Annotated in this window: 24 protein-coding genes; 12 read left to right on the forward strand and 12 right to left on the reverse strand. The window is 75.1% G+C overall.

Features of this window, described 5'->3' with window-relative positions; genetic code table 11:
* Positions 1 to 44: 44 nt before the first annotated feature.
* The gene (locus tag IE180_RS21600; protein WP_190158570.1) at positions 45 to 629 is read left to right on the forward strand and encodes an ATP-binding protein; all 585 of its coding nucleotides are present in this window, start codon (positions 45 to 47) and stop codon (positions 627 to 629) included.
* Positions 630 to 781: 152 nt separating this feature from the next.
* Here IE180_RS21600 and IE180_RS21605 read toward each other — a convergent pair whose 3' ends face one another.
* The gene (locus IE180_RS21605; protein WP_190158571.1) at positions 782 to 1060 is read right to left on the reverse strand and encodes an SHOCT domain-containing protein; all 279 of its coding nucleotides are present in this window, start codon (positions 1058 to 1060) and stop codon (positions 782 to 784) included.
* Between the two features lie 148 nt (positions 1061 to 1208).
* Between IE180_RS21605 and IE180_RS21610 the strand changes: the two genes are divergently transcribed.
* A complete protein-coding gene (locus tag IE180_RS21610; protein ID WP_190158572.1) occupies positions 1209 to 1799 on the forward strand; it encodes a TetR/AcrR family transcriptional regulator in 591 nt (196 codons plus the stop codon).
* A gap of 31 nt (positions 1800 to 1830) precedes the next feature.
* Positions 1831 to 2415, forward strand: coding sequence for a DUF4865 family protein (locus IE180_RS21615; protein ID WP_190158573.1), 585 nt, complete (start codon positions 1831 to 1833; stop codon positions 2413 to 2415).
* A gap of 18 nt (positions 2416 to 2433) precedes the next feature.
* Here the strand turns inward: IE180_RS21615 and IE180_RS21620 are convergent, their stop codons facing one another.
* The 3 genes from IE180_RS21620 to IE180_RS21630 all read right to left on the reverse strand — a co-directional run bounded on the left by IE180_RS21620 (position 2434) and on the right by IE180_RS21630 (position 5362).
* Positions 2434 to 3204: a cyclopropane-fatty-acyl-phospholipid synthase family protein gene (locus IE180_RS21620; RefSeq protein ID WP_190158574.1), complete on the reverse strand. Its 771-nt coding sequence runs from the start codon at positions 3202 to 3204 to the stop codon at positions 2434 to 2436.
* Between the two features lie 163 nt (positions 3205 to 3367).
* On the reverse strand, positions 3368 to 4966 hold the full coding sequence (locus IE180_RS36625; protein WP_229860729.1) for an EF-hand domain-containing protein: 1599 nt from the start codon (positions 4964 to 4966) through the stop codon (positions 3368 to 3370).
* A gap of 234 nt (positions 4967 to 5200) precedes the next feature.
* A complete protein-coding gene (locus IE180_RS21630; protein ID WP_190158575.1) occupies positions 5201 to 5362 on the reverse strand; it encodes a hypothetical protein in 162 nt (53 codons plus the stop codon).
* 292 nt (positions 5363 to 5654) lie between these two features.
* Between IE180_RS21630 and IE180_RS21635 the strand changes: the two genes are divergently transcribed.
* Both IE180_RS21635 and IE180_RS21640 read left to right on the forward strand, forming a co-directional pair.
* Positions 5655 to 6857 carry a sensor histidine kinase gene (locus tag IE180_RS21635; RefSeq protein WP_229860731.1) on the forward strand — a complete coding sequence of 401 codons (1203 nt, stop codon included), beginning with the start codon at positions 5655 to 5657 and terminating at the stop codon, positions 6855 to 6857.
* Between the two features lie 40 nt (positions 6858 to 6897).
* The gene (locus IE180_RS21640; protein WP_190158576.1) at positions 6898 to 7608 is read left to right on the forward strand and encodes a response regulator; all 711 of its coding nucleotides are present in this window, start codon (positions 6898 to 6900) and stop codon (positions 7606 to 7608) included.
* 242 nt (positions 7609 to 7850) lie between these two features.
* Here the strand turns inward: IE180_RS21640 and IE180_RS21645 are convergent, their stop codons facing one another.
* Positions 7851 to 9077 (reverse strand): ROK family protein, encoded by a 1227-nt coding sequence (locus IE180_RS21645; protein WP_190158577.1) that lies wholly within the window; start codon positions 9075 to 9077, stop codon positions 7851 to 7853.
* An 81-nt stretch (positions 9078 to 9158) separates the two neighbouring features.
* Here IE180_RS21645 and IE180_RS21650 point away from each other — a divergent pair, with 81 nt between their 5' ends.
* Together IE180_RS21650 and IE180_RS21655 are read left to right on the forward strand one after the other, a co-directional pair.
* Positions 9159 to 10391 (forward strand): MFS transporter, encoded by a 1233-nt coding sequence (locus IE180_RS21650; RefSeq protein ID WP_190158578.1) that lies wholly within the window; start codon positions 9159 to 9161, stop codon positions 10389 to 10391.
* A 58-nt stretch (positions 10392 to 10449) separates the two neighbouring features.
* Entirely contained in the window at positions 10450 to 11205 is a 756-nt protein-coding gene (locus IE180_RS21655) for a maleylpyruvate isomerase family mycothiol-dependent enzyme (RefSeq protein WP_190158763.1), read from the forward strand.
* 144 nt (positions 11206 to 11349) lie between these two features.
* Here IE180_RS21655 and IE180_RS21660 read toward each other — a convergent pair whose 3' ends face one another.
* From IE180_RS21660 to IE180_RS21670, 3 genes are all read right to left on the reverse strand, one after another.
* Positions 11350 to 12015: a response regulator transcription factor gene (locus IE180_RS21660; protein ID WP_190158579.1), complete on the reverse strand. Its 666-nt coding sequence runs from the start codon at positions 12013 to 12015 to the stop codon at positions 11350 to 11352.
* Positions 12012 to 13382 (reverse strand): sensor histidine kinase, encoded by a 1371-nt coding sequence (locus IE180_RS21665; protein ID WP_373302805.1) that lies wholly within the window; start codon positions 13380 to 13382, stop codon positions 12012 to 12014. The genes IE180_RS21660 and IE180_RS21665 overlap by 4 nt, the downstream gene beginning before the upstream one ends.
* A 101-nt stretch (positions 13383 to 13483) precedes the next feature.
* The gene (locus tag IE180_RS21670; protein WP_190158581.1) at positions 13484 to 14179 is read right to left on the reverse strand and encodes a TetR/AcrR family transcriptional regulator; all 696 of its coding nucleotides are present in this window, start codon (positions 14177 to 14179) and stop codon (positions 13484 to 13486) included.
* A 240-nt stretch (positions 14180 to 14419) separates the two neighbouring features.
* Between IE180_RS21670 and IE180_RS21675 the strand changes: the two genes are divergently transcribed.
* Entirely contained in the window at positions 14420 to 14872 is a 453-nt protein-coding gene (locus tag IE180_RS21675) for a nitroreductase family deazaflavin-dependent oxidoreductase (RefSeq protein ID WP_190158764.1), read from the forward strand.
* Between the two features lie 33 nt (positions 14873 to 14905).
* Here IE180_RS21675 and IE180_RS21680 read toward each other — a convergent pair whose 3' ends face one another.
* On the reverse strand, positions 14906 to 16156 hold the full coding sequence (locus tag IE180_RS21680) for a geranylgeranyl reductase family protein (RefSeq protein WP_229860754.1): 1251 nt from the start codon (positions 16154 to 16156) through the stop codon (positions 14906 to 14908).
* Positions 16157 to 16510: 354 nt separating this feature from the next.
* Between IE180_RS21680 and IE180_RS21685 the strand changes: the two genes are divergently transcribed.
* Both IE180_RS21685 and IE180_RS21690 read left to right on the forward strand, forming a co-directional pair.
* Entirely contained in the window at positions 16511 to 17875 is a 1365-nt protein-coding gene (locus IE180_RS21685) for a dipeptidase (RefSeq protein ID WP_190158583.1), read from the forward strand.
* Positions 17876 to 17959: 84 nt separating this feature from the next.
* On the forward strand, positions 17960 to 18661 hold the full coding sequence (locus IE180_RS21690) for an MBL fold metallo-hydrolase (protein WP_373302806.1): 702 nt from the start codon (positions 17960 to 17962) through the stop codon (positions 18659 to 18661).
* Between the two features lie 81 nt (positions 18662 to 18742).
* Here IE180_RS21690 and IE180_RS21695 read toward each other — a convergent pair whose 3' ends face one another.
* Positions 18743 to 19777, reverse strand: a complete 1035-nt coding sequence (locus IE180_RS21695; protein ID WP_190158584.1) for an NUDIX hydrolase — start codon at positions 19775 to 19777, stop codon at positions 18743 to 18745.
* A gap of 136 nt (positions 19778 to 19913) precedes the next feature.
* Here IE180_RS21695 and IE180_RS21700 point away from each other — a divergent pair, with 136 nt between their 5' ends.
* Positions 19914 to 20093 carry a DUF8839 family protein gene (locus tag IE180_RS21700; protein WP_190158585.1) on the forward strand — a complete coding sequence of 60 codons (180 nt, stop codon included), beginning with the start codon at positions 19914 to 19916 and terminating at the stop codon, positions 20091 to 20093.
* A 58-nt stretch (positions 20094 to 20151) separates the two neighbouring features.
* Here IE180_RS21700 and IE180_RS21705 read toward each other — a convergent pair whose 3' ends face one another.
* A complete protein-coding gene (locus IE180_RS21705) occupies positions 20152 to 21099 on the reverse strand; it encodes an ROK family protein (protein WP_190158586.1) in 948 nt (315 codons plus the stop codon).
* A 128-nt stretch (positions 21100 to 21227) separates the two neighbouring features.
* On the opposite strand from IE180_RS21705, the gene IE180_RS21710 reads away from it, so the two are divergent.
* On the forward strand, positions 21228 to 22259 hold the full coding sequence (locus IE180_RS21710; protein ID WP_190158587.1) for a LacI family DNA-binding transcriptional regulator: 1032 nt from the start codon (positions 21228 to 21230) through the stop codon (positions 22257 to 22259).
* Between the two features lie 80 nt (positions 22260 to 22339).
* Here IE180_RS21710 and IE180_RS21715 read toward each other — a convergent pair whose 3' ends face one another.
* Complete coding sequence (locus IE180_RS21715) at positions 22340 to 24346, reverse strand: serine/threonine-protein kinase (protein ID WP_190158588.1); 2007 nt, start codon at positions 24344 to 24346, stop codon at positions 22340 to 22342.
* Positions 24347 to 24376: the final 30 nt, after the last annotated feature.

The following is a 24376-nucleotide window of genomic DNA, read 5'->3' on the forward strand; positions in this document are numbered from 1 at the left end:
CCGAATCTTCGTCTTCTTCCGGACCACTTCGGGGAGTCGCAGCCGTGATCAGCGAGCCGAGCAGGTACTACGCGGTGGAGCTTCAGGCCCTGCCGTCGCGGATCGGACAGGTCCGCCGCATCATCTCCGCCCATCTCCGGCACTGGCAGCTGGACGCCTTGGTAGACCAGGCCGTGCTGGGCGTGACCGAACTCCTGACGAACGTGCACCGCCACGCCCAGCCGGACAAGGACTGCACGGTCGAGATCGAGCTGCTGCTCGACCGCCTCACCGTCTCCGTCCGGGACCACGATCCCCGGCTCCCCGAGGTCTGCCCGGCGGCCGCCTTCGGTCTGCTGGACGACGCCGAGGCGCTCGCCACCTCCGGTCGGGGCCTCGGCATCGTCAGGGCGGTCAGCGAGAGCTGGGGCATCCGGCCGTGCGGCGCCGAGGGCAAGGTCGTGTGGTTCACCCTCACGGCGCCCGCGCCCCCCGCCCCGTTCGAGGCGCGGCCGCAGGCCGTTCCCCTCTCCCTGGCGGAGGACCCCTTCCCCTCGTACGGCCGTCTCCCCGGGGTGCCGATCAGCGTGCCGGAGGAGCCGCTGAGCGCACCGGCCCACGCGGTCCGCACCCCGGTGGGCGCCCTCTGAGGGGTGCCCCGACGCCGTGGCCGCCCGACCGGTGACCCGGTCGGGCGGCCGCAGCGCGGCCGGGGGCCGATCAGGGGCGTACGCGCTTGGCGTCGGCGCCGGTCGCCGGGGGCGGACGGGTCGGTGCGGCCGACGAGGGCGGGGGCGGCGGTCTACATCCGGCGCCCCTTGGGGTCCGCGGCGCGGCCGAACTGCTCCTCCAGGACGGTCAGGCGCCGCCAGTACTCGTCCTCGTCGATCTCCCCGGCCGCGAACCGGTGGCCGAGCAGGGCGATGGGCGAGCGCTCGTCCGGCCCGGGGCCGCGCCACGGACGGCCCCGGCGCCAGCCGGCGCGGCGGGCGACGGTGACGATCCCGACGACGGCGGCGGCCCAGACGAGGGGGAAGAAGAGGGCCCACGGGCCGGGGCCCGCGTAGGCGAGTGCGTTCATGGGGGTTCAGCTCCTCGGTGGTCTCCGGTTCTGGTTCGAGAGTCGCTCCGGGAGGGGGTTCCGGTCGTCGTCCGGGCAGCGGCTCCTGGCGTACGACACCGGGAGTACGCCGCCTCGCGGGCACTGCTTCCCTTCTGTACCTACTGGTATGTACAGTGCCGCCATGAGCATGAGCACCCCCGAGCGGCTGATCGAGGCGACCCGCGAACTGCTGTGGGAGCGCGGCTACGTCGGCACCAGCCCCAAGGCCGTCCAGCAGGCGGCGGGAGCGGGTCAGGGCAGCATGTACCACCACTTCGCCGGCAAGCAGGACCTGGCGCTCGCGGCCATCCGGCGCTCGGCCGGGGAGCTGGGCGCGGCGGCCGAGGCGGTCCTCGGCGGCGGGGGTTCGGCGTACGCCCGCATCGAGGCGTACCTGCGGCGCGAGCGCGACGTCCTGCGCGGCTGCCCGGTGGGCCGGCTGACCATGGACCCCGAGGTCATCGCGGACCCGGAGCTGCGCGCGCCGGTCGAGGAAGTGCTCGGCCGGGTGCGCGGCAGGATCGCCGAGGTCGTGCGAGAGGGCGTGGAGAGCGGCGAGTTGAACGGCTCCCTCGATCCGGTCGAGATCGCGGCGACGGTCCTCGCGACCGTGCAGGGCGGGTACGTGCTGGCCCGTGCGACCGGTTCGCGCGCCCCGTTCGACACCGCCGTACGCGGACTGCTCGCCCTGCTCGCCCCGGGCGACGCCCCGGTGTGACCCTCCGCGTCCAGAGAAACGGAGCATTCCCGTGCACGCGCTGCAGTACGAGATCACCCTGCCCGCCGACTACGACATGGAGATCATCCGCGAGCGGGTGGCCACCAGGGGGCACCTGCTCGACGCCTTCCCCGGGCTCGGCCTGAAGGCGTATCTGGTCCGGGAGCGGAAGGCCGGGTCGTCCGTGAACCAGTACGCGCCGTTCTATCTCTGGGCCGCCCCCGAGGGCATGAACTCCTTCCTCTGGGGCCCCGGTTTCCAGGGCGTCGTCGACGACTTCGGCCGGCCGGTGGTGCAGCACTGGGCGGGCCTGTCGTACGAGGAGGGGCCGGCGACCGCCTCGGCGCCGGGGGCCGCGACGCGGCGGAGGACCCCGCTCGGGGAGGGCGTCCCGCCGGGCGGGGCCGTGGCGGAGGCGGTGGCCCGGCACGCGCGCGAGGCGCGGCGGGACGGGGTGGTGGCCTCCGCCCTGGCGGTGGACCCGCGCCACTGGGAACTGCTCTCGTTCACCCTGTGGGAGGGCCCGGAGGCGCCCTCCGACGAGGGCGAGCGCTTCCGGGTGCTGCACCTGTCGGCCCCGGGCCGTGCGGCGCTGGGCCGTGGACGGCAGTGGTGAACCGGTCCCCGGTGGACCTCAGACCACGGCGACGAGGGTGAGGTAGGCGATGCCGAGGACGCCCCGGTAGCCGTTCAGCCAGCTGGAACGCTGCCGGTCGACGCGCTCGCGCGTCTCGGCGGCGAGCGGGTGGTCGGGGTGGGCGGCGAGCCAGACCTCGGTGTCGTACCGGTAGCCGGACTCGAACTCCTCCCACTCCTCCGCGCTCGCCGTCTCGATCCACGCGGGCCGGAACCCCGCCTCGACGGCGAGGTCGACGAGGGCGCCGAGGGAGAAGTGGTCGTCGACGGTCGCGCCGGGCCACATCCCGGCGAGTTCCGCCCCGGTCGGCGTGCGCTCCCAGAAGCCCTCGCCGAGCACGACCCGCCCGCCGGGCCGGACGAGCCGGCGCAGCTCGCGCAGGACGGCGGCCGCGTCGTACGGCAGCTCGGGGTCGCAGAGCGCCTGGCCGGCGCCGAGACAGAGGACCGCGTCGACGGGCCCCCGGTCGGTGCCGAGCGCCGACTCCTCGACGAAGGCGACGCGGTCCGCGAGCCCGCGCCGCTCGGCGAGCGCCCGGCCGCGGGCCAGGTCCTCGGCGTTGATGTCGATCCCGACCCCCTCGGCGGCGGGGGCCGCCTCCAGGAGGCGCAGGAGCGACTCGCCCCAGCCGCAGCCGATGTCGAGCACGTCGGCGGGTCCGGCGACGGCGAGCCGCTCGGTCATCCGGGTGGCGCGGGCCTCGGAGAGGGGGCCGTGGAAGGTGAGGCTGCCGAGACGCGGAGGGAGGTCGGTGCCGGAAGTGATCATGACGGGGAACAGTACGTCGTCCCGGCCCCCCGGCACACCGGTTTTCCGACGGCGCCCCGCGCCCTGACGCCCCCCCGGCGGCGCCCCGCGCCCGTGCGCCGCCGGGGGCGTCCGGAAAGCCACGGGGCCGGAGGGCGACGGCCGGAAGGGTGCGCGCCCGGGGTCAGGCCGGGAAGAAGGTGGGGCGTCCCATCCACCAGTTGCCGGTGGCGTCGGGGTCCGGACTGGTCCAGAACTCGATGACCGCGTCGGTGAACTCGGCGGGCGAGAGCATGCCGTCGCCATCGGTGTCGAGGTGGCTGAACGCCTCGGCCGCGCTCTCCTCGGTGAGCTCCGGGAAGTGCCCGCGCTGGAAGGCGAGGAACTCGGCGGGGCTGATCCGGCCGTCCTGGTCGATGTCGGCGATCTGCAGGTAGGTCTCGGCGATCCCGCCGAGGACGGTCCGGGCGGCCCGGGGGTCCTGAGCCAGCGCACGGGTCGAGGCGACGAACCGGTCCTTCGGGATTCCCCGGCCGCCGGCCGGGAGGAACGGCAGATGCACCTCCCGCCAGATGCCCGTGTAGGCGCCGACGATCCGCTCTGCCTCCGGGGAGCCCTCGGCGTGGCCGAGGGAGGACGCCACCCGCCGGCCCATCTCCACGTGGTCGTCCTCGGTCAGTACGCCGCTGCCGTTGACGTCGAGCTGGTCGAAACCCTGCTCGATCTTCGCTGTCAGAAAGTCCTGACCGGTCATCACCGCTCCTCGTGGACAAGCGCGCTGCGCACAGGACGCGGGAGCGTCCTGCCATGCGGGGCAACGAGAAACCGGTGGCGAGGAAACGCCCTCCGTCGTGGTCGCGTCGGCGACGCCGAAAGCGTGGAGCCGGTGCGGAAAGCCGGCGATCGGCGGCCGGGAACCGGCGCCGGGCGGGGGACGACGGGCAGGCCCGGAAGCCGCCGGACCGTCACAGGTTGCGGATCTCGAAGGACGCGCGCGCCTTGGTGAGCAGGTCGTCGGCGCTCTTCTGCGCCGTTCTGCCGTCGGGCAGGTCGACCCCGAGGGTGATGCGTTCCTGCTGCGAGGCGACGATGATGCGGATCTTGAGGATCTTGGTGAGGCGCCGGGGCGTTCCCCGCTGTTCTCGCTGTAGGACTCGGTGAGGACGGCCGCGTCGCGGCCCTGGCGGGTGGTGGGCTCGGCCGTGGCCACGCTCGGCGAGCCGCCGGTGGGCGGGACGGCGCTCTCGTGCTCCTGATTCCAGCGGTCGACGATCGCCCGGGCGGTCTCGGTGCCCCTCTCCTTGCGGTCCGCCGGAAGGGACCTGTCGCCCTTGGGAGCGGTGTAGCGGGTGCCCCGGTACGGGTCCTTGTCCGCGCCCAGGTCGTCCTCGGTGGTGATGGTCCAGTCCGCGGGCGCGGCCACGGACAGGTTCATCCGGTACTCGTCGTACTTCTTCCGGCCGTCCGGCACGTCCTCCTGGTTCAGGAGCACCGCGGTGGTGATGAGGAGGGCGGCGGCAGCCACGCCGCCGATGACGGTCCGACGCCGGTTCGCCCTCCACCGGGCGGGCCGTTCGACGGCGGCCGTCCGTCCGGACCCGGCGAGCAGCGGGGCGGGAGGGGCAGGGGGCGCGGGGGTGGGGAGGGTGAGCGCGCGCAGCGTCGGCTGGGCCGCCGGGACGGTGAGGCGGCTGTCGGGCTCCTTGCGCAGCAGGCCGGTGATCAGGCCGGTGAGCTCGCCGGCCTTCTCCGACGGCCGGTCGGCCGCCGGCGGCGACGCCACGGCCGGTGGTCGAAGCTCGTGGCTCGTGGGCTCCTCGTGCCGTCCCCGACCGTTCACTTCGCCCTCACGACCGCTCACTTCGTCCCTGCCCTCGCCTTCTGCTGTCCTTCCCGCGGCGGCCGCCGGAGCCCCGCCCGGACGGCAGCCTCCGTCCGTAGGGGGCTCGGCCGAAGCCGGCCCGCCAGGACGTGCCGAACGACTGCGACGCCTGATCCCCGACCAGCCTTCACCGGCTCAGAATCCCGCCGGGCCACCGCCGGTGAACCCGCCCCCCGGGCCGTGCCCGCCCCCGCGGCCGCCCGACTTCCACAGGAGCACGCCCACCACCACGACGAGGGCGACGAAGCCGACGAACCACAGCCCGAAGGCAACCACCATGTAGACCAGCAGATCCATGGGTGACCGCCCCCTTCCGGCCCGCCGTCGCGGGCGAACGCCTCCTCGTGCCCGGCCTGTTCAGCGTAGGGATCCGGGAGGCGGCCCGCGTCCACCCAGGGGTGGGCACGGGGGCTGCAACAAGCAGGGCAGCGCCTGGGTTCCTCATACCCAGGGTGTATGCGGTGCGGCGCGAATCCGCTGTCGTGTGCCCTGTGCGTCCCACTGCCGCGGGAACAAGCGCCCCGGTCACGCCCCGGGAGTCAACCCTGGGGTGGACGACGTCTCGGAGGGGCGTGCCTACCCTGCGGGAATGCAGGGAGGCAGAGTGCGGGCGCGGGTCGATCCGCTGGTGATCGACGTGGTTCTGGCGTGTGTCCTGGCGGCGCTGACCATCGTCTACGGCCGGCAGGGGTACGAGGCCGTTTACCGCCACAAGGGATGGCCCCCCTTCGGCCTCCTCGCCGTCGGACTCAGCCTGGCGGTGAATCTCCCCCTCGCGGTACGGGGACGCGCCCCCTGGACGGCGTTCGTCGTCTCCCACGGCGCGTTCGTCGCCTACACCGCGGCGGGATTCCAGCCGTCGGCGAATCTGTGGGCGCCCCTTCTCCTCTGCTACACCGTGATCCGGAACGACCCGGCCCGGCGGGCCGCGTGGGCGGCGGCGGCAACCGCCGCGACATGGATGGCGAGCGGCCTGGCAGCCCCCGTATCGGTCGAACTGGCGATAGGACAGAGCGTCATCGGGGTGGGCGTCGTGTGGTCGTGGGCCACCAGCAACAACCAGCTGGCCCAGCGCAACGCCCAACTGGCGGAACTGTCCGCGAAGCTGCGGCGGGAGCAGGAACTGCGGGCCCGGCACGCGATCGTGGAGGAGAGGCTGCGCATCGCACGGGAGCTCCACGACGTCGTCGCCCACCACCTGTCGGCGCTGGCGGTCCAGGCGGGCCTGGCCGATTTCGTGTTCACCTCCGATCCCGCGGCCGCCCGGAGGGCGGTGGTGTCGATCGGCGCGAGCAGCCGGGAGGCCCTGGAGGAGATGCGCGGCCTGCTCGGAGTGCTGCGCACGGACCCCGACGCCGTCGACCCCGACCCGCTCTACCAGTCCTCGCCCGGCCTGGAGCGTCTGGACGAACTGGCGGAGCGCACCCGTGCGGCAGGGCTCGACGTCGCGCTGACAGTGACGGGACCACGGCGAGCGCTGCCGTCGGGCGTGGACCTGTGCGCTTATCGCATCGTCCAGGAGGCGTTGACCAACACGGTCAAGCACGCCGGCCCGGGGGCACGGGTCAGCGTGGGGCTGAGCTTCGAGGCCGACCGGCTGACGGGCGAGATCAGCGATCGGGGCGGCAGCGCGCCGGCGGCGGTGCCGTCGAACGGGCTCGGCCTGGTCGGGATGCGCGAACGGGTGGGGCTCTACGGCGGGACCCTGCGAGCCGGACCCGGACCCGGGGGAGGGTTCGAGGTCGTCTTCACCCTTCCACTGGCCCCGCTTGACACCACCGGGGGCGGGTGATCGTCTTTCTCCGCAGACACGGGGGGGGGAGGCGGCAGCGATGACACGGCTGCTGATCGTGGACGACCAGGTACTGATCCGGGCGGGGCTCGCGGCCCTGGCCACGGCCGCGCCGGGCTTCGAGGTGGCCGGTCAGGCCGCCACGGGAGAGGAAGCGGTCACGCTCGCCGCCTCCACGCGCCCGGACGTGATCCTGATGGACATCCGCCTGCCCGGCATCAGCGGCATCACCGCCCTGGAGCGCATCCTCGCCGACGCGAGCGAGCCCAGGCCGAAGGTGGTCATGCTGACCGTCTTCGACCTCGACGAGTACGTCTACGCCGCCCTCAGGGCCGGAGCCAGCGGCTTCCTCCTCAAGGACACCCCGCCCGAACGCCTCCTCGCCGCCGTGGCCCTGATCGCCCAGGGCGAGATGCTCTTCGCCCCCGCCGTCACGCGCCGGCTCGTCGAGACCTTCGCCCACCGGTCGGAGACGGAGCGGGAACGGCCCGCCTCCCTCGCCGGGCTCACCGACCGCGAGACCGACGTCCTGCGGCTGGTCGGGCAGGGCCTGACCAACGAGCAGATCGCGCAACGGCTGGTGGTGACCGTCGCCACCGTCAAGACCCACCTCAACCGCGTGATGTCCAAGCTCGGGCTGGCGAGCCGCGCCCAAGCCGTCGTCGTCGCCTACGAGAGCGGCCTGGTCTCCCCCGGCCGGCCCGGCTTCGACCGGCCCGGCCCCGACGGCGACGGAAGCCCCCGTCCCTGAGCGGTCCCGGAGGCGGCACAGCCGGGGAGGACCGGGAGCACCCGGGCGCGGACGACGGCCGAGGCCTCACGTCGTCGCACGCCTCCGAGGCGCGCGGAGGGGGCGCCTTCCGGGTGTCGCCGCGGTACGGGTCGCCCGGCGGCGACGGTCCCGCGGCCCCGGCGGGCGGGCGCGTCGACGTCCTGGGCGCCGCCGCCCGGCGGAAAAGGCGTACGGCGGAAAGGCGTACGGCGGAACAGGGCTCAGACCGGTTCGCGTCCCAGGGCCGCGAGCGGGTCGTCGAGCACCGGCTGCCAGGCGAGTTCGGCCGCACCGACGAGGCTGTTGTGGTCCAGGGTGCAGGGGAGGATCGGCACGCCGCCGCTGCGGCCCCACAGGCTGCGGTCGGCGACGACCGCGCGCAGCCGCTCGGCGTCGGCGTCGAGGAGCTCTCGGTGGAGCCCGCCGAGGATGATCCGGTCCGGGTTGAGGATGTTCACCAGACCGGCGAGCCCGAGGCCGAGCCGGTCGATCAGCTCCCCCACCGCGACCCGGACGCCCGGGTCGTCGGGGCTGGTGCGCAGCAGGTCGCGGGACTGCTGGAGCAGGGACACCTCGGGACCGGGGGTCCGGCCCGCGGCCGTGAGGAACGCGAGCGGGTCCGTCTCGACGTCGAGACAGCCGCGGCTGCCGCAGTGGCAGGGACGGCCCTCGGGGTTGACCGTCAGATGGCCGACCTCCAGGGCGAGTCCCGAACTCCCGGTGTGCAGGCGCCCGTCGAGGACGAGTGCGCCGCCGACGCCGCGGTGGCCGGTGGCGACGCAGAGCAGGTCCCGGGCGCCGCGCCCCGCGCCGTGGCGGTGCTCGGCGAGCGCGGCGAGGTTGACGTCGTTGCCGGTGAAGGCGGGGCCCTCGATGCCGGCGGCCCGCACCCGCTCGGCGAAGATCTCCCGTACGGGCGCTCCGGCGGGCCAGGCGAGGTGGAGCGGGTTGAGCGCCGTGCCCTCGGGCTCGGCCACGGCGGAGGGGGCGGCGAGTCCGGCGCCGACGCACCGGCGGCCGCTCTCCCGGAGCAGCGCGGCCCCCGCGTCGACGACGGCGCCGAGCACCTGTGCCGGGTCGGCCGAGACGGTGACGCAGCCGGGGGCGGTGGCCACGATGGTGCCGCCGAGGCCGACGAGGGCGGCGCGGAAACCGTCCGCGTGGACCTGGGCGGCGAGGGCGACGGGGCCTTTCTCGTCGACGGCGAGGCGGTGCGAGGGACGTCCCTGGGAGCCCGCGGCGGCACCGGGGTTGGAGTCGACGCGGATGAGGCCGAGGGCCTCCAGTTCGGCGGCGACGGCACCCGCGGTGGCCCGGGTGACGCCGAGTTCGGCGGTGAGGACGGCCCGGGTCGGCGCCCTGCCGGTGTGCACCAGTTCCAGTGCGGGGCCGAGTGCGTTACGCCCCCTGTCCAGCCGTGTCCGGGTCGTCGTCGCCTTGCCGTTCATGGTGGTGAGTCTCCCATGATCGGACCGGCGCGCCGCCCCCGCCCGGTTGATTCCCCCGCCCCCGACCCCTATCCTGAGTTTGTGCCGCTACTAAACAAAGTACGGACGGCTCTCTCGGGGGACTCCGGCGGAGACACCGCCACCCGCCCCCTGACCCGCCTCCGCTCCGCCCTGACCCTCTTCTTCGCCCTCGACGGCTTCCTGTTCGCCGGCTGGGTGGTCCGGATCCCCGCCGTCAAGCAGCAGACCGGCGCCTCGGCCGGCGACCTCGGCCTCGCCCTCCTGGGCGTCTCGGCGGGCGCCGTGATCACGATGACGCTGACCGGCCGGCTCTGCCGCCGCCACGGCTCCCACGCCGTCACCGTCGCCACCGCCGTCCTGCTCTCCCTCTCGGTCGCCCTCCCCGCCCTGACCCGGTCCCCGCTCGCGCTCGGCCTCGTGCTCCTCGTCTTCGGCGCCGCGTACGGCGGGATCAACGTGGCCATGAACAGCGCCGCCGTCGACCTCGTGACCGCGCTCCGACGGCCGGTGATGCCGAGCTTCCACGCCGCCTTCAGCCTCGGCGGCATGCTCGGCGCGGGACTCGGCGGACTGCTCGCCGGAAGCCTGTCCCCCACCGCCCACCTCCTCGGCCTCACGGTCGTCGGCCTGGCCCTGACGGCCGTCGCCGGTCCCGTACTGCTGCGCCACCCCTCCCCCGTGCGCCCCGAGGCCCTGCCCGCGCCGTCCGCCCCGAAGGGCTCCGGCACACGCGCGGCCGGGCCGCGCCGTACGGTCCTCGTCTTCGGGGTGATCGCGCTCTGCACCGCGTACGGCGAAGGGGCCCTGGCCGACTGGGGCGCCCTCCACCTCACCCAGGACCTGCACGCCCACCCGGGGACCGCCGCCGCCGGGTACTCCGTCTTCGCACTGACCATGACCGCCGGCCGGCTCTCCGGGACCGCGCTGCTCGAACGCCTCGGTCAGACCCGCGCCCTCGTCGCGGGCGGCACGACCGCCGCCGCCGGCATGCTGCTCGGCGCGCTCGCGCCGAGCGTCTGGGCCGCGCTCCTCGGCTTCGCGATCACCGGCCTCGGCCTCGCCAACATCTTCCCCGTCGCCGTGGCCCGCGCGGGCGCCGTCGCCGGCCCCGGCGGGGTCGCGACGGCCTCCACGCTCGGCTACGGGGGCATGCTGCTCGGCCCGCCCGCGATCGGCTTCCTCGCCGACCGGTTCTCCCTGCCGCTGGCCCTCACCACGGTCGCGGTGCTCGCCGCCGGCGCGGCGGCCATGGGCTACGGGGCGCGCAACGCGGGGACGTCCCGGGACGGTTGAGCGACCGCGCCACGTGCGCCGGCCCCGTGCGACTGCCACAATCCGCGGCATGGACACGCTGAAGATCACGGATCACATCGAGGCCCTCGAGGCGGCCGGCCACGGCCTCGCGGACGCCGCCGCCGAGGCCGGTCCCGACGCGGAGGTGCCGACCTGCCCCGGGTGGCGGGTCCGCGACCTCCTCCGGCACACGGCCATGGTGCACCGCTGGGCCACGACCTTCGTGGCCGAGGGGCGCACCGCCTTCCACCCCGGTGAGGGCGAGACGACGCTCGACGGCGAGGAGTTGCTGACCCACTTCCGCGAGGGGCACGCGCGGCTGGTCTCCGCCCTGCGCGCGGCGCCGGAGGACCTGGAGTGCTGGAGCTTCCTCCCGGCACCGTCACCGGTGGCCTTCTGGGCCCGCCGCCAGACCCACGAGACGACCGTCCACCGCGCGGACGCGCAGTCCGCGCTCGCGAGCGGCCCGGGCCCGGTGGATCCGGCGGTCGCCGCCGACGGCATCGACGAGCTGCTCGGCGCCTTCCACGCCCGCGACCGCAGCCGGGTGCGCACGTCCGAGCCCCGGACCCTGCGGGTACGGGCCACGGACACCGGCGACGTCTGGACCGTGCGCCTGTCGCCGACCGGGCCGCCCCGGACGGAGCGGGGCGACCGGGGCGCCGACGTGGCGGCCGACACCGAACTGAGCGGCTCCGCCGACCGCTTGTACCTGACCCTGTGGAACCGGCTGCCGGCCGGCGCCGTCGCCCTGACCGGCGACGAGGAGGTCCTCCGGGTCTGGCGGGAGAACTCGGCGGTCACCTGGGGCTGACGCCGGCCCCGGCCGGGGCCGACGCCGATCGTCCCGCCCGGCCGGGGCCGACGCCGGTCCCAGCCCGGCCGGCCGGATCCGACGCCGGTCCCGGCCCAGCCGGATCCGGTGCCGGTCTCAGCCCGGCCGGATCCGGTGCCGGTCTCAGCCCAGCCAGCCGGGTCTGACCAGCCCCGACTCGTAGGCCAGGACGACGAGTTGGGCGCGGTCCCGGGCGCCGAGCTTCACCATGGCCCGGCTCACATGGGTCTTGGCGGTGAGCGGGCTCACGACCAGTCGGCGGGCGATCTCCCCGTTCGACAGGCCGATCCCCACCAGGGCCATCACCTCCCGCTCCCGTTCGGTCAGGGTGCCCAGCGCGGCCGTCGCCGCCGGCGCCTTGGAGCGGGCCGCGAACTCCTCGATGAGCCGGCGGGTGACGCCCGGGGAGAGCAGCGCGTCCCCGTGGACGACGGCCCGCACGGCCCGCAGGAGTTCCTCCGGCTCGGTGTCCTTGACCAGGAAGCCGGAGGCACCGGCACGGATCGCCTCGAAGACGTACTCGTCGAGCTCGAAGGTGGTCAGCATGACGACCCGGACCCCGCCGAGGTCCGGATCCCCCGTGAGACGGCGGGTCGCCTCGAGACCGTCGAGCCCGGGCATCCGGATGTCCATGAGCACGACGTCGGGGCGCAGCGCGCGGACCCGGTCCACCGCCTCCCCGCCGTCGGCGGCCTCGCCCGCCACCTCGATGTCGGGCTGGGCGTCGAGCAGCGCACGGAACCCCGCCCGTACCAGGGACTGGTCGTCGGCGAGCAGGACACGGATCACGGACGGTTCTCCTCGGATCTCGGGGTCTTCCCCGTCCTCGGCGCCTCCTGCGGGCGGAGGGGAAGGACGGCGTGGACGCGGAAGCCGCCGTCCGGGCGGGCGCCCGCCTCGATGGTGCCACCGAGGGCCGCGGCCCGCTCCCGCATTCCGGCGAGTCCGTTCCCGCTGCCGCCGACCTCCGTGCCGGTGGCGGGGCCGTCGTCGTCGACGGTCAGCTCCAGGCACCCGGAACCGTGTCCGACCAGCACCCGGGCCGTACGCGAACCGGAGTGCCGCACCACGTTGGTGAGCGCCTCCTGCACGATCCGGAAGGCGGCGAGGTCGGTGCCCGGCGGCAGGGCGGGCGGGGAGCCGCTCGTCGAGACGGTGACGGCGAGGCCCGCGGCGGCGGCCTGCTCGACGAGCTCGGGGAGCCGGTCGAGGCCGGGGGCCGGGGCGCGGGGAGCGTCGCCGGGGGTGCGGAGGGTGTCGAGGACCTGCCGGACCTCGCCGAGCGCCTCCTTGCTGGCCGCTTTGATGGTGGTCAGCGCGGTCCGGGCCTGTTCCGGGTCGGAGTCCAGGAGGGCGAGGCCGACGCCCGCCTGGACGTTGATCACGGAGATCGAGTGGGCCAGCACGTCGTGGAGTTCGCGGGCGATGCGGAGCCGTTCCTCGTCGGCACGCCGCCGTTCGGCGGCGGCCCGCTCGGCCCGCAGCTGGGCGCCCTGCTCGCGCCGCACCCGGACCACCTCGGAGGCGGCGAGCACGGCCGCCGCGAACGCCGCGGCCGGCAGCTCCTGCCCCCAGGGCGCGGGCCCGTCACCGGCCGGGGGCAGCCACCGGTAACACCAGTGCGAGAGCAGCAGATGGCCCGTCCAGAGCAGGCCGATGGCCCACCAGGCGGCGGTCCGGTGGCCGTGGACGACGGCCGCGAAGCAGGCGACGGCCACCATGAGGAAGACCGGGCCGTACGGATAGCCGGCCGCGAGGTACCCGAGGGTGACGGCCGCGACGGCGAAGACCACCGGCACGGGCCTGCGGTGACGGAACAGCAGCGGGACCGCCCCGAGCAGGAGCAGGGCCCGCCCGAGGGCGTCGAGCGTCTCCCGGCCCGGCTGGTTCCGCGCGGAGAAGACGGTTCCCGTCATGACGAACACGGCGATCAGCAGCGTCGACCGCCAGGGCAGCCCCTGACCGCTCCTCCACCTCGGCTCCCCCGGCCCGTACCGGGGCGGACCGTCATGCCCGCGCCCACGCCGGGGCAAGCGGCCACGCTCCCGTCCGCGCCGGGGCTCGCGGCCCCGCCCGCTCCGGGGCTCGGGGTCCTGCCCGCTCCGGGGCTCGCGCCGGGGTCCACCCGGCCGCTCCTCGTCCCTACCGGCTTCCATACCGGTCACGCTAACCGTGACCCCCCGGCGCGCACGTCGACCCGGCGGGGTGGTCGCGCGTACTCCCACGGGAGTAGGGGCAGGGGGCCCGGGCGGCCGGGTCAGCCGCGCGGGAGCAGGCCCACGTCCTGGCCCAGGCGGCGGGCGGCCGCCGCGAAGAAGGTGTCGCGGTCCTCGACGACGCGGTGGAACTGGCCGAAGACCTCGAAGGAGACGAGACCGAAGAGCTGCGACCAGGCGGCGACGAGTGCGGCGGCGAGGGCCGGCGGGAGGTCGGGGGCGATGTCGGCGCTGATGCGCGCGGCTTCGGGGCGCAGGGCGTCGGGCAGCGGCGGGAGGGCGACGCCCTCGCCCGTGTGGGCCCGGCGGACGATGTCGATGAGGACCAGGCCGACGCGGGAGGCGGGGACGACCGTGTCCTGGGGGGCGGTGTAGCCGGGGACGGGGGAGCCGTAGATGAGGGCGTACTCGTGGGGGTGGGCGACGGCCCAGGCGCGGACCGACCGGCAGGCGGCGGTCCAGCGGTCGAGGGGGCGTTCGTCCTCGGCCTCGGCGGCCGCTCGTTCGGCGGCGGCGCCGACGGCGTCGTAGGCGTCGACGATGAGGGCGGTGAGCAGGTCGTCGCGGCTGGGAAAGTAGCGGTAGAGCGCGGAGGACACCATGCCGAGCTCGCGGGCGACGGCCCGCAGGGACAGCTTGGCGGCGCCCTCGGCGGCGAGCTGGGTGCGGGCCTCTTCCTTGATGGCGGCGGTGATCTCGATGCGGGCGCGGGCGCGGGCTCCTCGGACGATCGTCATGGAGAGCAGTGTGCCATTTCCGGAGCACCGGAACGAAACTAGAGCGCCTAAATGAAACGAGAGCGTTGCTCTTGCTCGTGAGTGCCGAACCGTGCACACTGATCTCAAGCGAGAGCAGTGCTCACGGTTTCGTTCCGCAGGATTCGCCAGGAGGCCCCCATGTCCGACCAGCCCGCCACCCCCGCCGGCTCCACCCCCGCCGACTCCTCCCCCACCGGCTCCTCCCCCGCCGCCCACGTCATGAAGCCCGGCTGGTTCACGGTGAACGTCTTCAACCGCGCCGTCGCCTGGATGACCCGCCGGGGGATCAGCGTCTGGGGCTCCCGCGTCCTGGCCGTCCGCGGCCGCAAGAGCGGCGAGTGGCGCCGCACCCCCGTCAACCTCCTGACGGTGGACGGCGCCCAGTACCTCGTCGCCCCCCGCGGCCACGTCCAGTGGACGCACAACATGCGGGCCGCCGGCGGTGGGCAGCTGCACCTCGGCAAGCACGTGGAGGAGTTCACCGCCGTCGAGGTGGCCGACGACGACAAGCCCGCCCTGCTCCGCGCCTACCTCAAGCGCTGGAAGGCCGAGGTCGGCGTCTTCTTCGACGGCGTCGGCCCCGACTCGTCCGCGGAGGAGCTGCGGGCCATCGCCCCCAAGCACCCGGTCTTCCGCATCACGACGACGGGCCCCGCCACCCCGGCGGCGTGACGCGGCCGGGGCGACGGGGCCCGTGAGGAACGCTCAGGCCTCTTCCGGGGCGCTCTCCGACTCGGACGCCGCGCGCTCGCGCGGGCTGACGCCCCGCCCCGCCGGGCCGACACCGGCCGAGGTGTCCATCCGCTTGTCGAGGAGCTCCAGGGCCCGCCGGGCCATGCCGTTCGAGCGGACCATGCCACCGAGCGTGGCCGAGCCCCGGGTGATGTCCGCGAAGGCGTTCCAGGCCGGCCGCAGGCCCGTTATCGTCGCGTGCAGCAGCCCCGGCCGCCGCTCGAAGACGGCGAGCATCCGTCGTCCGACCGCCATTTCGACACCGAGCCCCGCCTTGACGGCGAAGGCGTAGTTCAGGGCCTGGCGCCGCGCGTCGACCGCGTCGTTCGACTCGGCGACCCGCACCGCCCACTCGCCGGCGAGGCGGCCCGAGCGCAGCGCGTACGAGATGCCCTCGCGCGTCCACGGCTCCAGGAGACCGGCCGCGTCGCCGCAGACCAGGACCCGGCCGCGGGAGAGCGGCGAGTCGTCGGTGCGGCAGCGCGTCAGATGGCCGGAGGAGATCGTGGGCTCGAAGCCGGCGAGGCCGAGCCGGGCGACGAAGTCCTCCATGTACCGCTTGGTGGCGGCGCCCTCGCCGCGCGCCGAGATGACGCCGACGGTCAGCGTGTCGCCCTTGGGGAACACCCAGCCGTAACTGCCGGGCATCGGACCCCAGTCGATGAGGACCCGCCCCTTCCAGTCCTCGGCCACGGACGGCGGCACGGGGATCTCCGCCTCCAGGCCCAGGTCGACCTGGCCCATCCTGACCCCCACGTGGGCGCCTATCCGGCTGGCACTGCCGTCGGCGCCGACGACCGCGCGCGCGAGGACGGTCTCGCCGTCGGCGAGGACGACGGCGACGGTCCGCCGGTCCGGCACCGCCGGGCCGTGCTGCTCCACCCGGGTCACCGTGGCGCCGGTCCGCAGTTCCGCACCGGCCTTCTGCGCGTGCTCGACGAGCTGCGCGTCGAACTCCGGACGGTTGATGAGCCCGAAGAGCATCCGGCGCGAACGGCGGGTGCGGGCGAAGCGTCCGTCCAGGGAGAAGGTGACGGCGTGGACCCGGTCCTGGAGGGGCAGTTCGAAGCCCGGCGGGAGCGAGTCCCGCGAGGGGCCGATGATGCCGCCGCCGCAGGTCTTGTACCGGGGCAGTTCGGACTTCTCCAGGAGCAGCACGCGGCGGCCGGCGACCGCCGCCGCGTACGCCGCGGACGCGCCGGCCGGGCCGGCGCCGACGACCACGACGTCCCAGACGTCCGCCGGCTCCGCGGACCCGTCGGCCGAGAGGTCGCCCGCCCGCGCCGGGGCTTCGTCCGACGCCGCGTCATCCGGGAGCCGCGCCGCCTCCGCGTCCGGGCTCCCGGCGGCCCCGGAGGCCCCGCCTTCGGGCTCGGTGGGCTCCGGACCGGCGTTCTCTGCGTGCTCGCTGCTCACGTGTGCTTCTGCTCCTGATCCGACCGGTGGTCTGCTCCTGACGCATCCTACGGCGCGGTAGCCGAGGGGCCGCCCGTAGGATCGACGGTGCGTTCGGCGTACCACGACATACGACGGACGTCGTCCTCACGTCGTAACGTCGCACCCATCAGGAGCGTGCCCATGACCTCGAATCCGATCGCCGAGACCGTCCGGTCACTGATGCCCCGGGCCAGGGCCGAGCTCACCGAGCTGGTGGCCTTCGAGTCGGTGGCGGACGAGGCCGTGGCGCCCCGCAGCGAGTGCGAGGCGGCGGCGAACTGGGTCGCGGACGCCCTGCGCGCCGAGGACTTCCAGGACGTGGCGCTGCTCGACACCCCGGACGGCTCGCAGTCCGTGTACGGCGTCCTGCCCGGCCCGGCCGGCGCGCCGACCGTCCTCCTGTACGCCCACTACGACGTGCAGCCGAAGCTGGACGAGTCCGTCTGGCTCTCTCCGCCGTTCGAGCTGACCGAGCGGGACGGCCGCTGGTACGGGCGCGGCACGGCCGACTGCAAGGGCGGCTTCATCATGCACCTGCTCGCGCTGCGCGCCCTCAAGGCGAACGGCGGCGTGCCGGTGACGGTCAAGGTGATCGTCGAGGGCTCGGAGGAGCAGGGCACCGGCGGTCTGGAGCGGTACGCGGAGCAGCACCCCGAGCTCCTCGCGGCCGACGCCATCGTCATCGGCGACGCGGGCAACTTCCGCGTGGGCCTGCCGACGGTGACCGCGACCCTGCGCGGCATGACGATGATCCGGGTCACGATCGACACCCTGGAGGGCAACCTGCACTCCGGTCAGTTCGGCGGCGCCGCGCCCGACGCGCTGGCCGCGCTGATCCGCGTCCTGGACTCGCTGCGGGGCCCGGACGGCTCCACCGTCATCGACGGCCTCGCGAGCGACCAGGTGTGGGAGGGCCTCCAGTACCCGGAGGAGGACTTCCGCCAGGACGCCAAGGTGCTGACGGGCGTGTCCCTGCCGGGTTCCGGCACGGTCGCCGACCGGATCTGGGCGCGCCCCGCGGTCACGGTCATCGGCATCGACGCCCACCCGGTGGCCGGCGCGACCCCGTCGGTCCCGAGGTCGGCGCGCGCGCAGATCAGCCTGCGGGTGCCGCCGGGCGAGGACGCGGCCGAGGTGACGAAGCTGCTCTTCGCGCACATCGAGAAGCACACGCCGTGGGACGCCCGGGTGTCCTTCGAGCAGGTCGGCCAGGGCCAGCCGTTCCAGGCGGACACCTCCAGCCCGGCGTACGCGTCGATGGCGGAGGCGATGCGGATCGCGTACCCCGGCGAGGAGATGCAGACGGCGGGCATGGGCGGTTCGATCCCGCTGTGCAACACGCTGGCCTCGCTCTACCCGGAGTCGGAGATCCTGCTGATCGGTCTGAGCGAGCCGGAGGCGCAGATCCACGCGCCGAACGAGTCCGTCTCGCCGGAGGAGCTGGAGCGGCTCTCGGTGGCCGAGGCCCACTTCCTCGTCAACTACGCCCGTTCGAAGCAGAGCTGACGCAGGATCGGTTCAGCTCTCGGCGAAGCTCGCCGAGAGCGTAGAAGCACGCGGCGGACCCGCGCGGATGCGTAGGTTCGCCGCATGGCTTCCATCGAACTCGCCGGGATCACCCCGCGGTTGCACCTCCTCGACTTCTCCATCGGCCAGGCCTATCTGTGGCAGGACGAGGAGGAGCTGACCCTGATCGACGCCGGCTGGGCCGGCACGGCGGACGGCACGGCCGAGGCGATGCGGTCGGCCGGCCTGGATCCGGACCGGTTGCGCCGGATCGTGCTGACCCACTGCCACCGGGACCACGTGGGCTCGGCCCAGGAGCTCGCGGACCGGCACGGGGCCGAGATCCTCGCGCACCGGCTGGACGCGCCGGTGATCCGGGGCGAGGCGCCGGTCCCGGAGCCCGACCTCCTGGACTGGGAGGTCCCGATCTTCGAGCACGGCCTGACCACGCCGGAGGCGCCGCCGACCCGGGTCGACCGGGAGGTCGAGGACGGCGAGGAGCTGGGCTTCGGCGACGGCGCCGTGGTGGTCCACGCCCCGGGCCACACCCCCGGTTCGATCGCCGTCCACCTCCCTCGCCACGGCGTGCTGTTCGCCGGGGACACGGTGGCCTCGGTGCCGGACGTCGTGTTCGGCGTCTTCCACGTCGACCGGGCCCTCGCCCTGGACTCGATGCGGGCCCTCGCGAAGCTCGCGCCCTCGGTGCTGTGCTGCGGTCACGGGGCACCGGTGACCACGGACACGGCGGCCCGGCTGACGGCGGCCTCGGCGGCGGCCCGGGTGTGAGCGGCGGTCCGGGTCCGAGCGGGGGCACGGGTCCGAGCGGGGGGGCACGGGTGTGAGCGGGGGCCCGGGTGTGAGCGGGGTTCAGCCCACCGGGTCGCCCGCCTCCAGGTTGAGGACCGTGCCGCGTTCGCGGGCGCGCAGGGCCCAGTGGAGGCGGCGGTAGCGGACGGGGGGCAGCAGCTCGGCGGCCTCCTCCTCGGTGACGAACCGCCAGCCGCGGAGTTCGGCGCCGGGGAGGCGGAGGCGCTCGGCGTCGGCGGTGCGGAGCGTTCCGCCGTCGAAGAGGAGGCGCAGGCCGCCGTAACCGGGGGGCTTCGGCCGTTCCCAGTCGACGAGGAGCAGACGGGGCACGGCGTCGAGTTCGAGGCCGAGCTCCTCGGCGACCTCGCGCATGCCGGCCCGGGCGGGGGGCTCGCCGGGCTCGACGACGCCGCCGGGGAACTCCCAGCCGGGCTTGTAGGTGGGGTCGACGAGGAGGAACCGGTCCTGCTCGTCGAAGAGCAGGACGCCGGCGGCGAGGGTCTCGCCGGTCGGCTCGGGCGTCTGGACGATGCCGCAGGGCGCGATCCGGTCGGCCCGGACCGCGTCGGCGACGGCCCGGGCGGCTTCGGTCGCGGTGAGCGCCGAGGTGTCCAGCGCGTACGCGTCGTGGGCGAGCCAGTCGAGGGCGGCGCGGTACGACGGCAGGTGCCGGTGGCACCACTCCCGGACGCGCGCGTCGACCTCGGGGTCGCCGTACTCCGCACGGTTGTCGATCCGCTGCCGCAGGATCGTTTCCTCCGGGGCGAGCAGCACATGGCGCACGTCGATGCGGCGGGCGGCGAGCCCGCCGAAGATCTCGTCCCGGTACTCCTGGCGCAGCAGGGTCATCGGGACGACCAGGACACCGCCGACCTCGGCCAGCAGGGCGGCGGCGGTGTCGACGACCAGACGGCGCCAGATCGGCAGGTCCTGGTAGTCCTCGACCTCGGCGAGCCGCTTGGCCGGGAGCAGCCGGCGCAGTCCTCCGCCGGTGAGCTCGGGGTCGTACAGGGTGCTGTTCGGGATCAGATCGACCAGTTCGCGCGCGGTGCTGGACTTTCCCGCGCCGAAACCACCGTTGATCCAGACGATCACGTTTCCCCCTCTTCGATAGCCCCCAGTGGCTTGCCCGCAACACCCTGCCACGGAAACCACGAACACACGTCTCGGCATGTGCGTGACACTTCCGGACGACTCTCGTTGAGAACGGCGAGCACGAGGGGGTGCTGAGATGAGTCGTACGGTTCTCGAACGGTTTCCGGCCGGCGGGCCGCGGGGCAGCTGGCCGGCGGAGGAGTTCGCCGGGGCGCGGCGCGAGGAGGGAGTGCCGGCCCGGGTCGTGATGGACCTGGAGTCCGACGCGTTCCTGGTGGTCGTCGAACAGCGGACGGCGGAGCGGATACGGGAATGAGTGGCGGACACGGGAAGGGTTCAGGTCGGCGGTGAGGGGCGCCCGCTCCAGGAGCCCCTCACCGGGCCGGTCCCGCCATGGCCGACGCCGCAGCCCCCAGAAGCCCCGCGTCCGTGCCCGTGACGGCGGGGACGACCTTCAGATCCCGGACGAAGGAGAGCGCGGCGTAGGTGCGGAGGCTGCGCCGGAGCGGGGCGAAGAGGACCTCGCCGGCGCCCGCCACCCCGCCGCCGACGACCGCGATGTCGATCTCGACGAGAGCGGCGGTGGCGGCGATGCCCGCCGCGAGCGCCTGGGCCGCGCGCTCGAACGAGGCGACGGCGATCGGGTCCCCGGCGTGTGCGGCGGCGGCCACCGCGGCGGCGGAGACGTCGCCGTCGGGCCCCGGCCGCCAGCCGTTCTCCACGGCGCGGCGGGCGAGGTGCGGGCCGCCGGCGAGGCGCTCGACGCAGCCGCGTCCGCCGCACGCGCAGGGCTCGCCGTCGAGGTCCACCGGAAGGTGGCCGATGTGACCGGCGTTGCCGGTGGGGCCGGGGTGGACCCGGCCGTCGAGCACGAGGCCGCCGCCGACGCCCGTGGAGACCACGAGGCACAGGGCGTCGGAGTGGCCCCGGGCGGCTCCGAGCCAGTGCTCGGCCGCCGCCATGGCGACGCCGTCGCCGACGAGGGTGACCGGCCGCCCGGTCGCGGCCCGGCGCACCCTCTCGACGAGCGGGTAGTCGCGCCAGCCGGGCACGTTCACCGGGCTGACGGTCCCCAGGGCGGCGTCGACCGGACCCGCGCTGCCGATGCCGACGGCACCGGCGGACTCCCACAGCGGGGAGGCGGCGAGGTCGGCGAGCACCGCCTCGACCGCGGCCGCCACCGTTTCGCCGTCCTCGCGCGCGGGCGTGGGACGCCGGGAGCGGAGGCGGATGCGGCCCTCCCCGTCGACCAGCGCGCCGGCGATCTTGGTGCCGCCGATGTCGAGGGCGGCGACGAGACTCGGGGTGGGTTCGGCGTCCATGCGCGAAGCCTCCTGTCGGCGGCGGGAACGGGAAGTGGCTCCCTGGAGTCTCCCAGGTATGACAACGTTATCCAGGGCCTATGCTCGATCCGAGATCGACTCGACACGCTCCGGAGGAACCGCGCACCGTGGCCGACATCGCCCGCCCCGAATCCCGCTACGGCAATCGGCCCACGATGAAGGACGTCGCCGCCCGGGCGGGCGTGGGCCTCAAGACGGTGTCCCGGGTCGTCAACGGCGAACCGGGCGTCACCCCGGACACCGAGCACCGGGTGCGGGAGGCCATCGAGGCGCTGGGCTTCCGCCGCAACGACAGCGCGCGCGTTCTGCGCAAGGGCAGGACGGCGACCGTCGGACTGGTCCTGGAGGACCTCGCCGACCCCTTCTACGGGCCGCTCAGCCGGGCGGTCGAGGAGGTGGCGCGGGCGCACGGCGCCCTGCTCGTCAACGGTTCCAGCGCGGAGGACCCGGAGCGCGAGCAGGAACTGGCGCTCGCCCTGTGCGCCCGGCGCGTGGACGGACTGATCGTCATCCCGGCGGGCGGCGACCACCGGTATCTGGAGCCGGAGATCCGGGCGGGCGTCGCCACCGTCTTCGTCGACCGCCCGGCGGGCGGGATCGACGCGGACGTCGTCCTCTCCGACAACTTCGGCGGCGCGCGGGCCGGGGTGGCGCACCTCGTCGCACACGGCCACCGGCGGATCGGCTTCATCGCCGACCGGCCCGGCATCCACACCGCGAAGGAGCGGCTGCGGGGCTACCGGGCGGCGATGGAGGACGCGGGCCTCGACGTGGCCGACGCGTGGGTGTCGCTCGGCCCGACCGACCCGGAGCGGGTGGCGGAGGCGGCCGGGGCGATGCTCTCCGGGCCGGAGCCGGTGACGGCGCTGTTCGCGGGCAACAACCGGGTGACGGTCACCGCCGTACGGGTCCTCGCCGGTCGTGAACGCCCGGTCGCCCTCGTCGGATTCGACGACATCGAGCTCGCCGACCTGCTGGGCGTCACCGTCATCGCCCAGGACGCGGCCGCGCTCGGCCGGACGGCGGCGGAACGGCTCTTCCGCCGCCTGGAGGGGGCCGACGAGGCGCCGGCCACGGTGGTCCTCGACACCCGTCTGATCGCCCGCGGTTCGGGCGAGGTCCCGCCGGCCGGGGGCTGACCCCGGCCGGCCCCGTACGGCCGCGCCGGACTCCGCCCCGGCCCGGCACGGGGTGACCGGCCGGCGGTCCGGCGGTCCGTTCAGCAGATCGGGAGGCCGGGCACGGGCCGGTCGTCGGCGCCGCCCTTGAGGTAGACGACGCTGAAGTACACGTTGGTGTTGCCGCTGTCGTCGTCGGTCCTGGCCCACCAGGTGTTGGTCCACTGGCCGTACGTCTCGCGGCGGCCCAGGTCGACCTGGCAGTAGAAGTAGTTCGTGCCGGCGTTCAGGACGCCCATCTCGCCGCCGTCGTGACGGTACGTCTTCTCGGTGCGCCACACCTGGCAGTCGTACTTCCCCCCGCCGATGGAGGTGCAGCCGCCGGAGGCGGGGCTCGGGGACGTGTCGCCGCCGCCCGTCGTGCTCGATCCGCCGCCGGACGTTCCGCCGGCACCGCCTCCCGGCACCGGCGCCTCGGCCGTCCTCGACGGAGACGGGGCCGAGTGCGACGAGGAGGAGGACGAGGACGAAGAGGAGGACGAGGAGGGGGACGCGGACCCGCTCGGGCTCGCGGACGACGGGTTCTTCGGGTCCCCCTCGGAGGGCGTGGCGGACGCGGACGGGCTCAGGGCGGCGGACGCCCCCGCCCCCGGCGCTCCCGAGTCGAGGACCCGGCCGGGGTCGGCGCTCGGGCTCGCCGGCGACCGCCCGCCGGCCGACCGGGCCTGCTCCGGGCCGCCGTCCCGGCCGACCAGGGCGTACGTGACGCCGCCGCCGACCAGCAGGACGCCCGCGACCGCCGCGGCGACCAGGGCGCCCGAACGGTTCCGCCCGGTCCGCCCGCGCGTGGCCGAACGCGTCGTCGGCGCGGCACCGGAGCCGTACGCCACGGGCCCAATCGGCGCCCCGGACACGGGCACGGGGCCGCCGGGACCGGTCGGCACCCCGGCCGCCGGCACCGGACCGCCGGAGCCGGCCCGCCCGGGCGCGCCCGTGGCCGGCGGCACGACCGGCCCGAAACCCTCGGGTCGGTGCGGTACGGCGTCGTGCCGGGTGGGCGACCACGGAGGCCAGGCACCGGGGACCGGCCCGTCGGGGCCGCCGGGCCGGGCGTCCGGGGCCGGGGGCGACGTGCCGGGGCCCGCGGTCGGCGTGCCCTGCGCCGGGGGCGACGCGTCCGGGGCGCCGGCGGCCGCGGACCAGGGGCCGGCGGCGCCGGGCGCCCCGGCCGGTCCGCCCCGCGCGCCCTCCGCGCCCGGCGCCGTCGCGTCCCGTCCCTCCGCGACCTCGGTCAGCAGGCGGGCGGCCGTCCGGGCGTCCGGGCGCAGGGCCGGGTCCTTGTCCAGGAGCCGGGCCAGGACCGGGGCGAGGGGGCCGGCCAGGCGGGGCGCCGGAAGGGGCTCCACCACGATGGCGTTCAGGGTCTGCCAGGTGGAGGTGCGGCGGAACGGGGAGGCGCCCTCGACGGCCGCGTAGAGGGTGGCGCCGAGCGCCCAGACGTCCGAGGCGGGGCCCGGCTGCTGCCCCTGGGCACGCTCGGGCGCCAGGTAGTCGAGCGAGCCGACGATCTCCCCGCTGCGCGTCAGACGGGTGGCGGAGCCGTCGCCGGGGTCGTCCATCGTGGCGATGCCGAAGTCGGTGAGGACGACCCGGCCCCCTCGGTCGAGGAGCACGTTGCCGGGCTTCACGTCGCGGTGGAGCACGCCCGCGTCGTGGGCGGCGGCCAGCGCCTCCAGGACGGCGGCGCCGATCCGCGCGGCCTCCCGGGGATCGAGGGTGCCGCGTTCGCCGAGGACGCCGTCGAGGGAGGGGCCGTCGACGAGTTCCATGACGATGACCGGGCGGCCCTCGTGCTCGGTCACGTCGTGGACGGCGATGACTCCGGGATGCCGGACCCGGGCCGCCGCCCGCGCCTCGCGCTGCATCCGCAGCCGCAGGTCCTCCAGTTCGGGACCCGACGCGTCGTTGTAGGTGCGCAGTTCCTTGACGGCCACCTCGCGGCCGAGGACCTCGTCGACCGCGCGCCAGACGACGCCCATGCCGCCGCGCCCGAGTTGCCGCACCGTTCTGTAGCGGCCCGCGAGCCGCTCGTACTCCCCCGATGACACCGATGCCCCGTTCCCTGTGGCCGCGTTGGA

The sequence above is a fragment of the Streptomyces litmocidini genome, assembly GCF_014649755.1.
Taxonomy (GTDB): Bacteria; Actinomycetota; Actinomycetes; order Streptomycetales; family Streptomycetaceae; genus Streptomyces; species Streptomyces litmocidini.

What these genes read in the sequence shown, in the direction of transcription:
- IE180_RS21700 (WP_190158585.1), top strand. Translation starts at nt 19,914, where the DNA reads ATGAGTCGTACGGTTCTCGAACGGTTTCCGGCCGGCGGGCCGCGGGGC.
- IE180_RS21630 (WP_190158575.1), bottom strand. Translation starts at nt 5,362, where the DNA reads ATGGATCTGCTGGTCTACATGGTGGTTGCCTTCGGGCTGTGGTTCGTC.
- IE180_RS21645 (WP_190158577.1), bottom strand. Translation starts at nt 9,077, where the DNA reads ATGAACGGCAAGGCGACGACGACCCGGACACGGCTGGACAGGGGGCGT.
- IE180_RS21685 (WP_190158583.1), top strand. Translation starts at nt 16,511, where the DNA reads ATGACCTCGAATCCGATCGCCGAGACCGTCCGGTCACTGATGCCCCGG.
- IE180_RS21670 (WP_190158581.1), bottom strand. Translation starts at nt 14,179, where the DNA reads ATGACGATCGTCCGAGGAGCCCGCGCCCGCGCCCGCATCGAGATCACC.
- IE180_RS21690 (WP_373302806.1), top strand. Translation starts at nt 17,960, where the DNA reads ATGGCTTCCATCGAACTCGCCGGGATCACCCCGCGGTTGCACCTCCTC.
- IE180_RS21640 (WP_190158576.1), top strand. Translation starts at nt 6,898, where the DNA reads ATGACACGGCTGCTGATCGTGGACGACCAGGTACTGATCCGGGCGGGG.
- IE180_RS21610 (WP_190158572.1), top strand. Translation starts at nt 1,209, where the DNA reads ATGTACAGTGCCGCCATGAGCATGAGCACCCCCGAGCGGCTGATCGAG.
- IE180_RS21620 (WP_190158574.1), bottom strand. Translation starts at nt 3,204, where the DNA reads ATGATCACTTCCGGCACCGACCTCCCTCCGCGTCTCGGCAGCCTCACC.
- IE180_RS21605 (WP_190158571.1), bottom strand. Translation starts at nt 1,060, where the DNA reads ATGAACGCACTCGCCTACGCGGGCCCCGGCCCGTGGGCCCTCTTCTTC.
- IE180_RS21675 (WP_190158764.1), top strand. Translation starts at nt 14,420, where the DNA reads ATGAAGCCCGGCTGGTTCACGGTGAACGTCTTCAACCGCGCCGTCGCC.
- IE180_RS21705 (WP_190158586.1), bottom strand. Translation starts at nt 21,099, where the DNA reads ATGGACGCCGAACCCACCCCGAGTCTCGTCGCCGCCCTCGACATCGGC.
- IE180_RS21665 (WP_373302805.1), bottom strand. Translation starts at nt 13,382, where the DNA reads ATGGAAGCCGGTAGGGACGAGGAGCGGCCGGGTGGACCCCGGCGCGAG.
- IE180_RS21635 (WP_229860731.1), top strand. Translation starts at nt 5,655, where the DNA reads ATGCAGGGAGGCAGAGTGCGGGCGCGGGTCGATCCGCTGGTGATCGAC.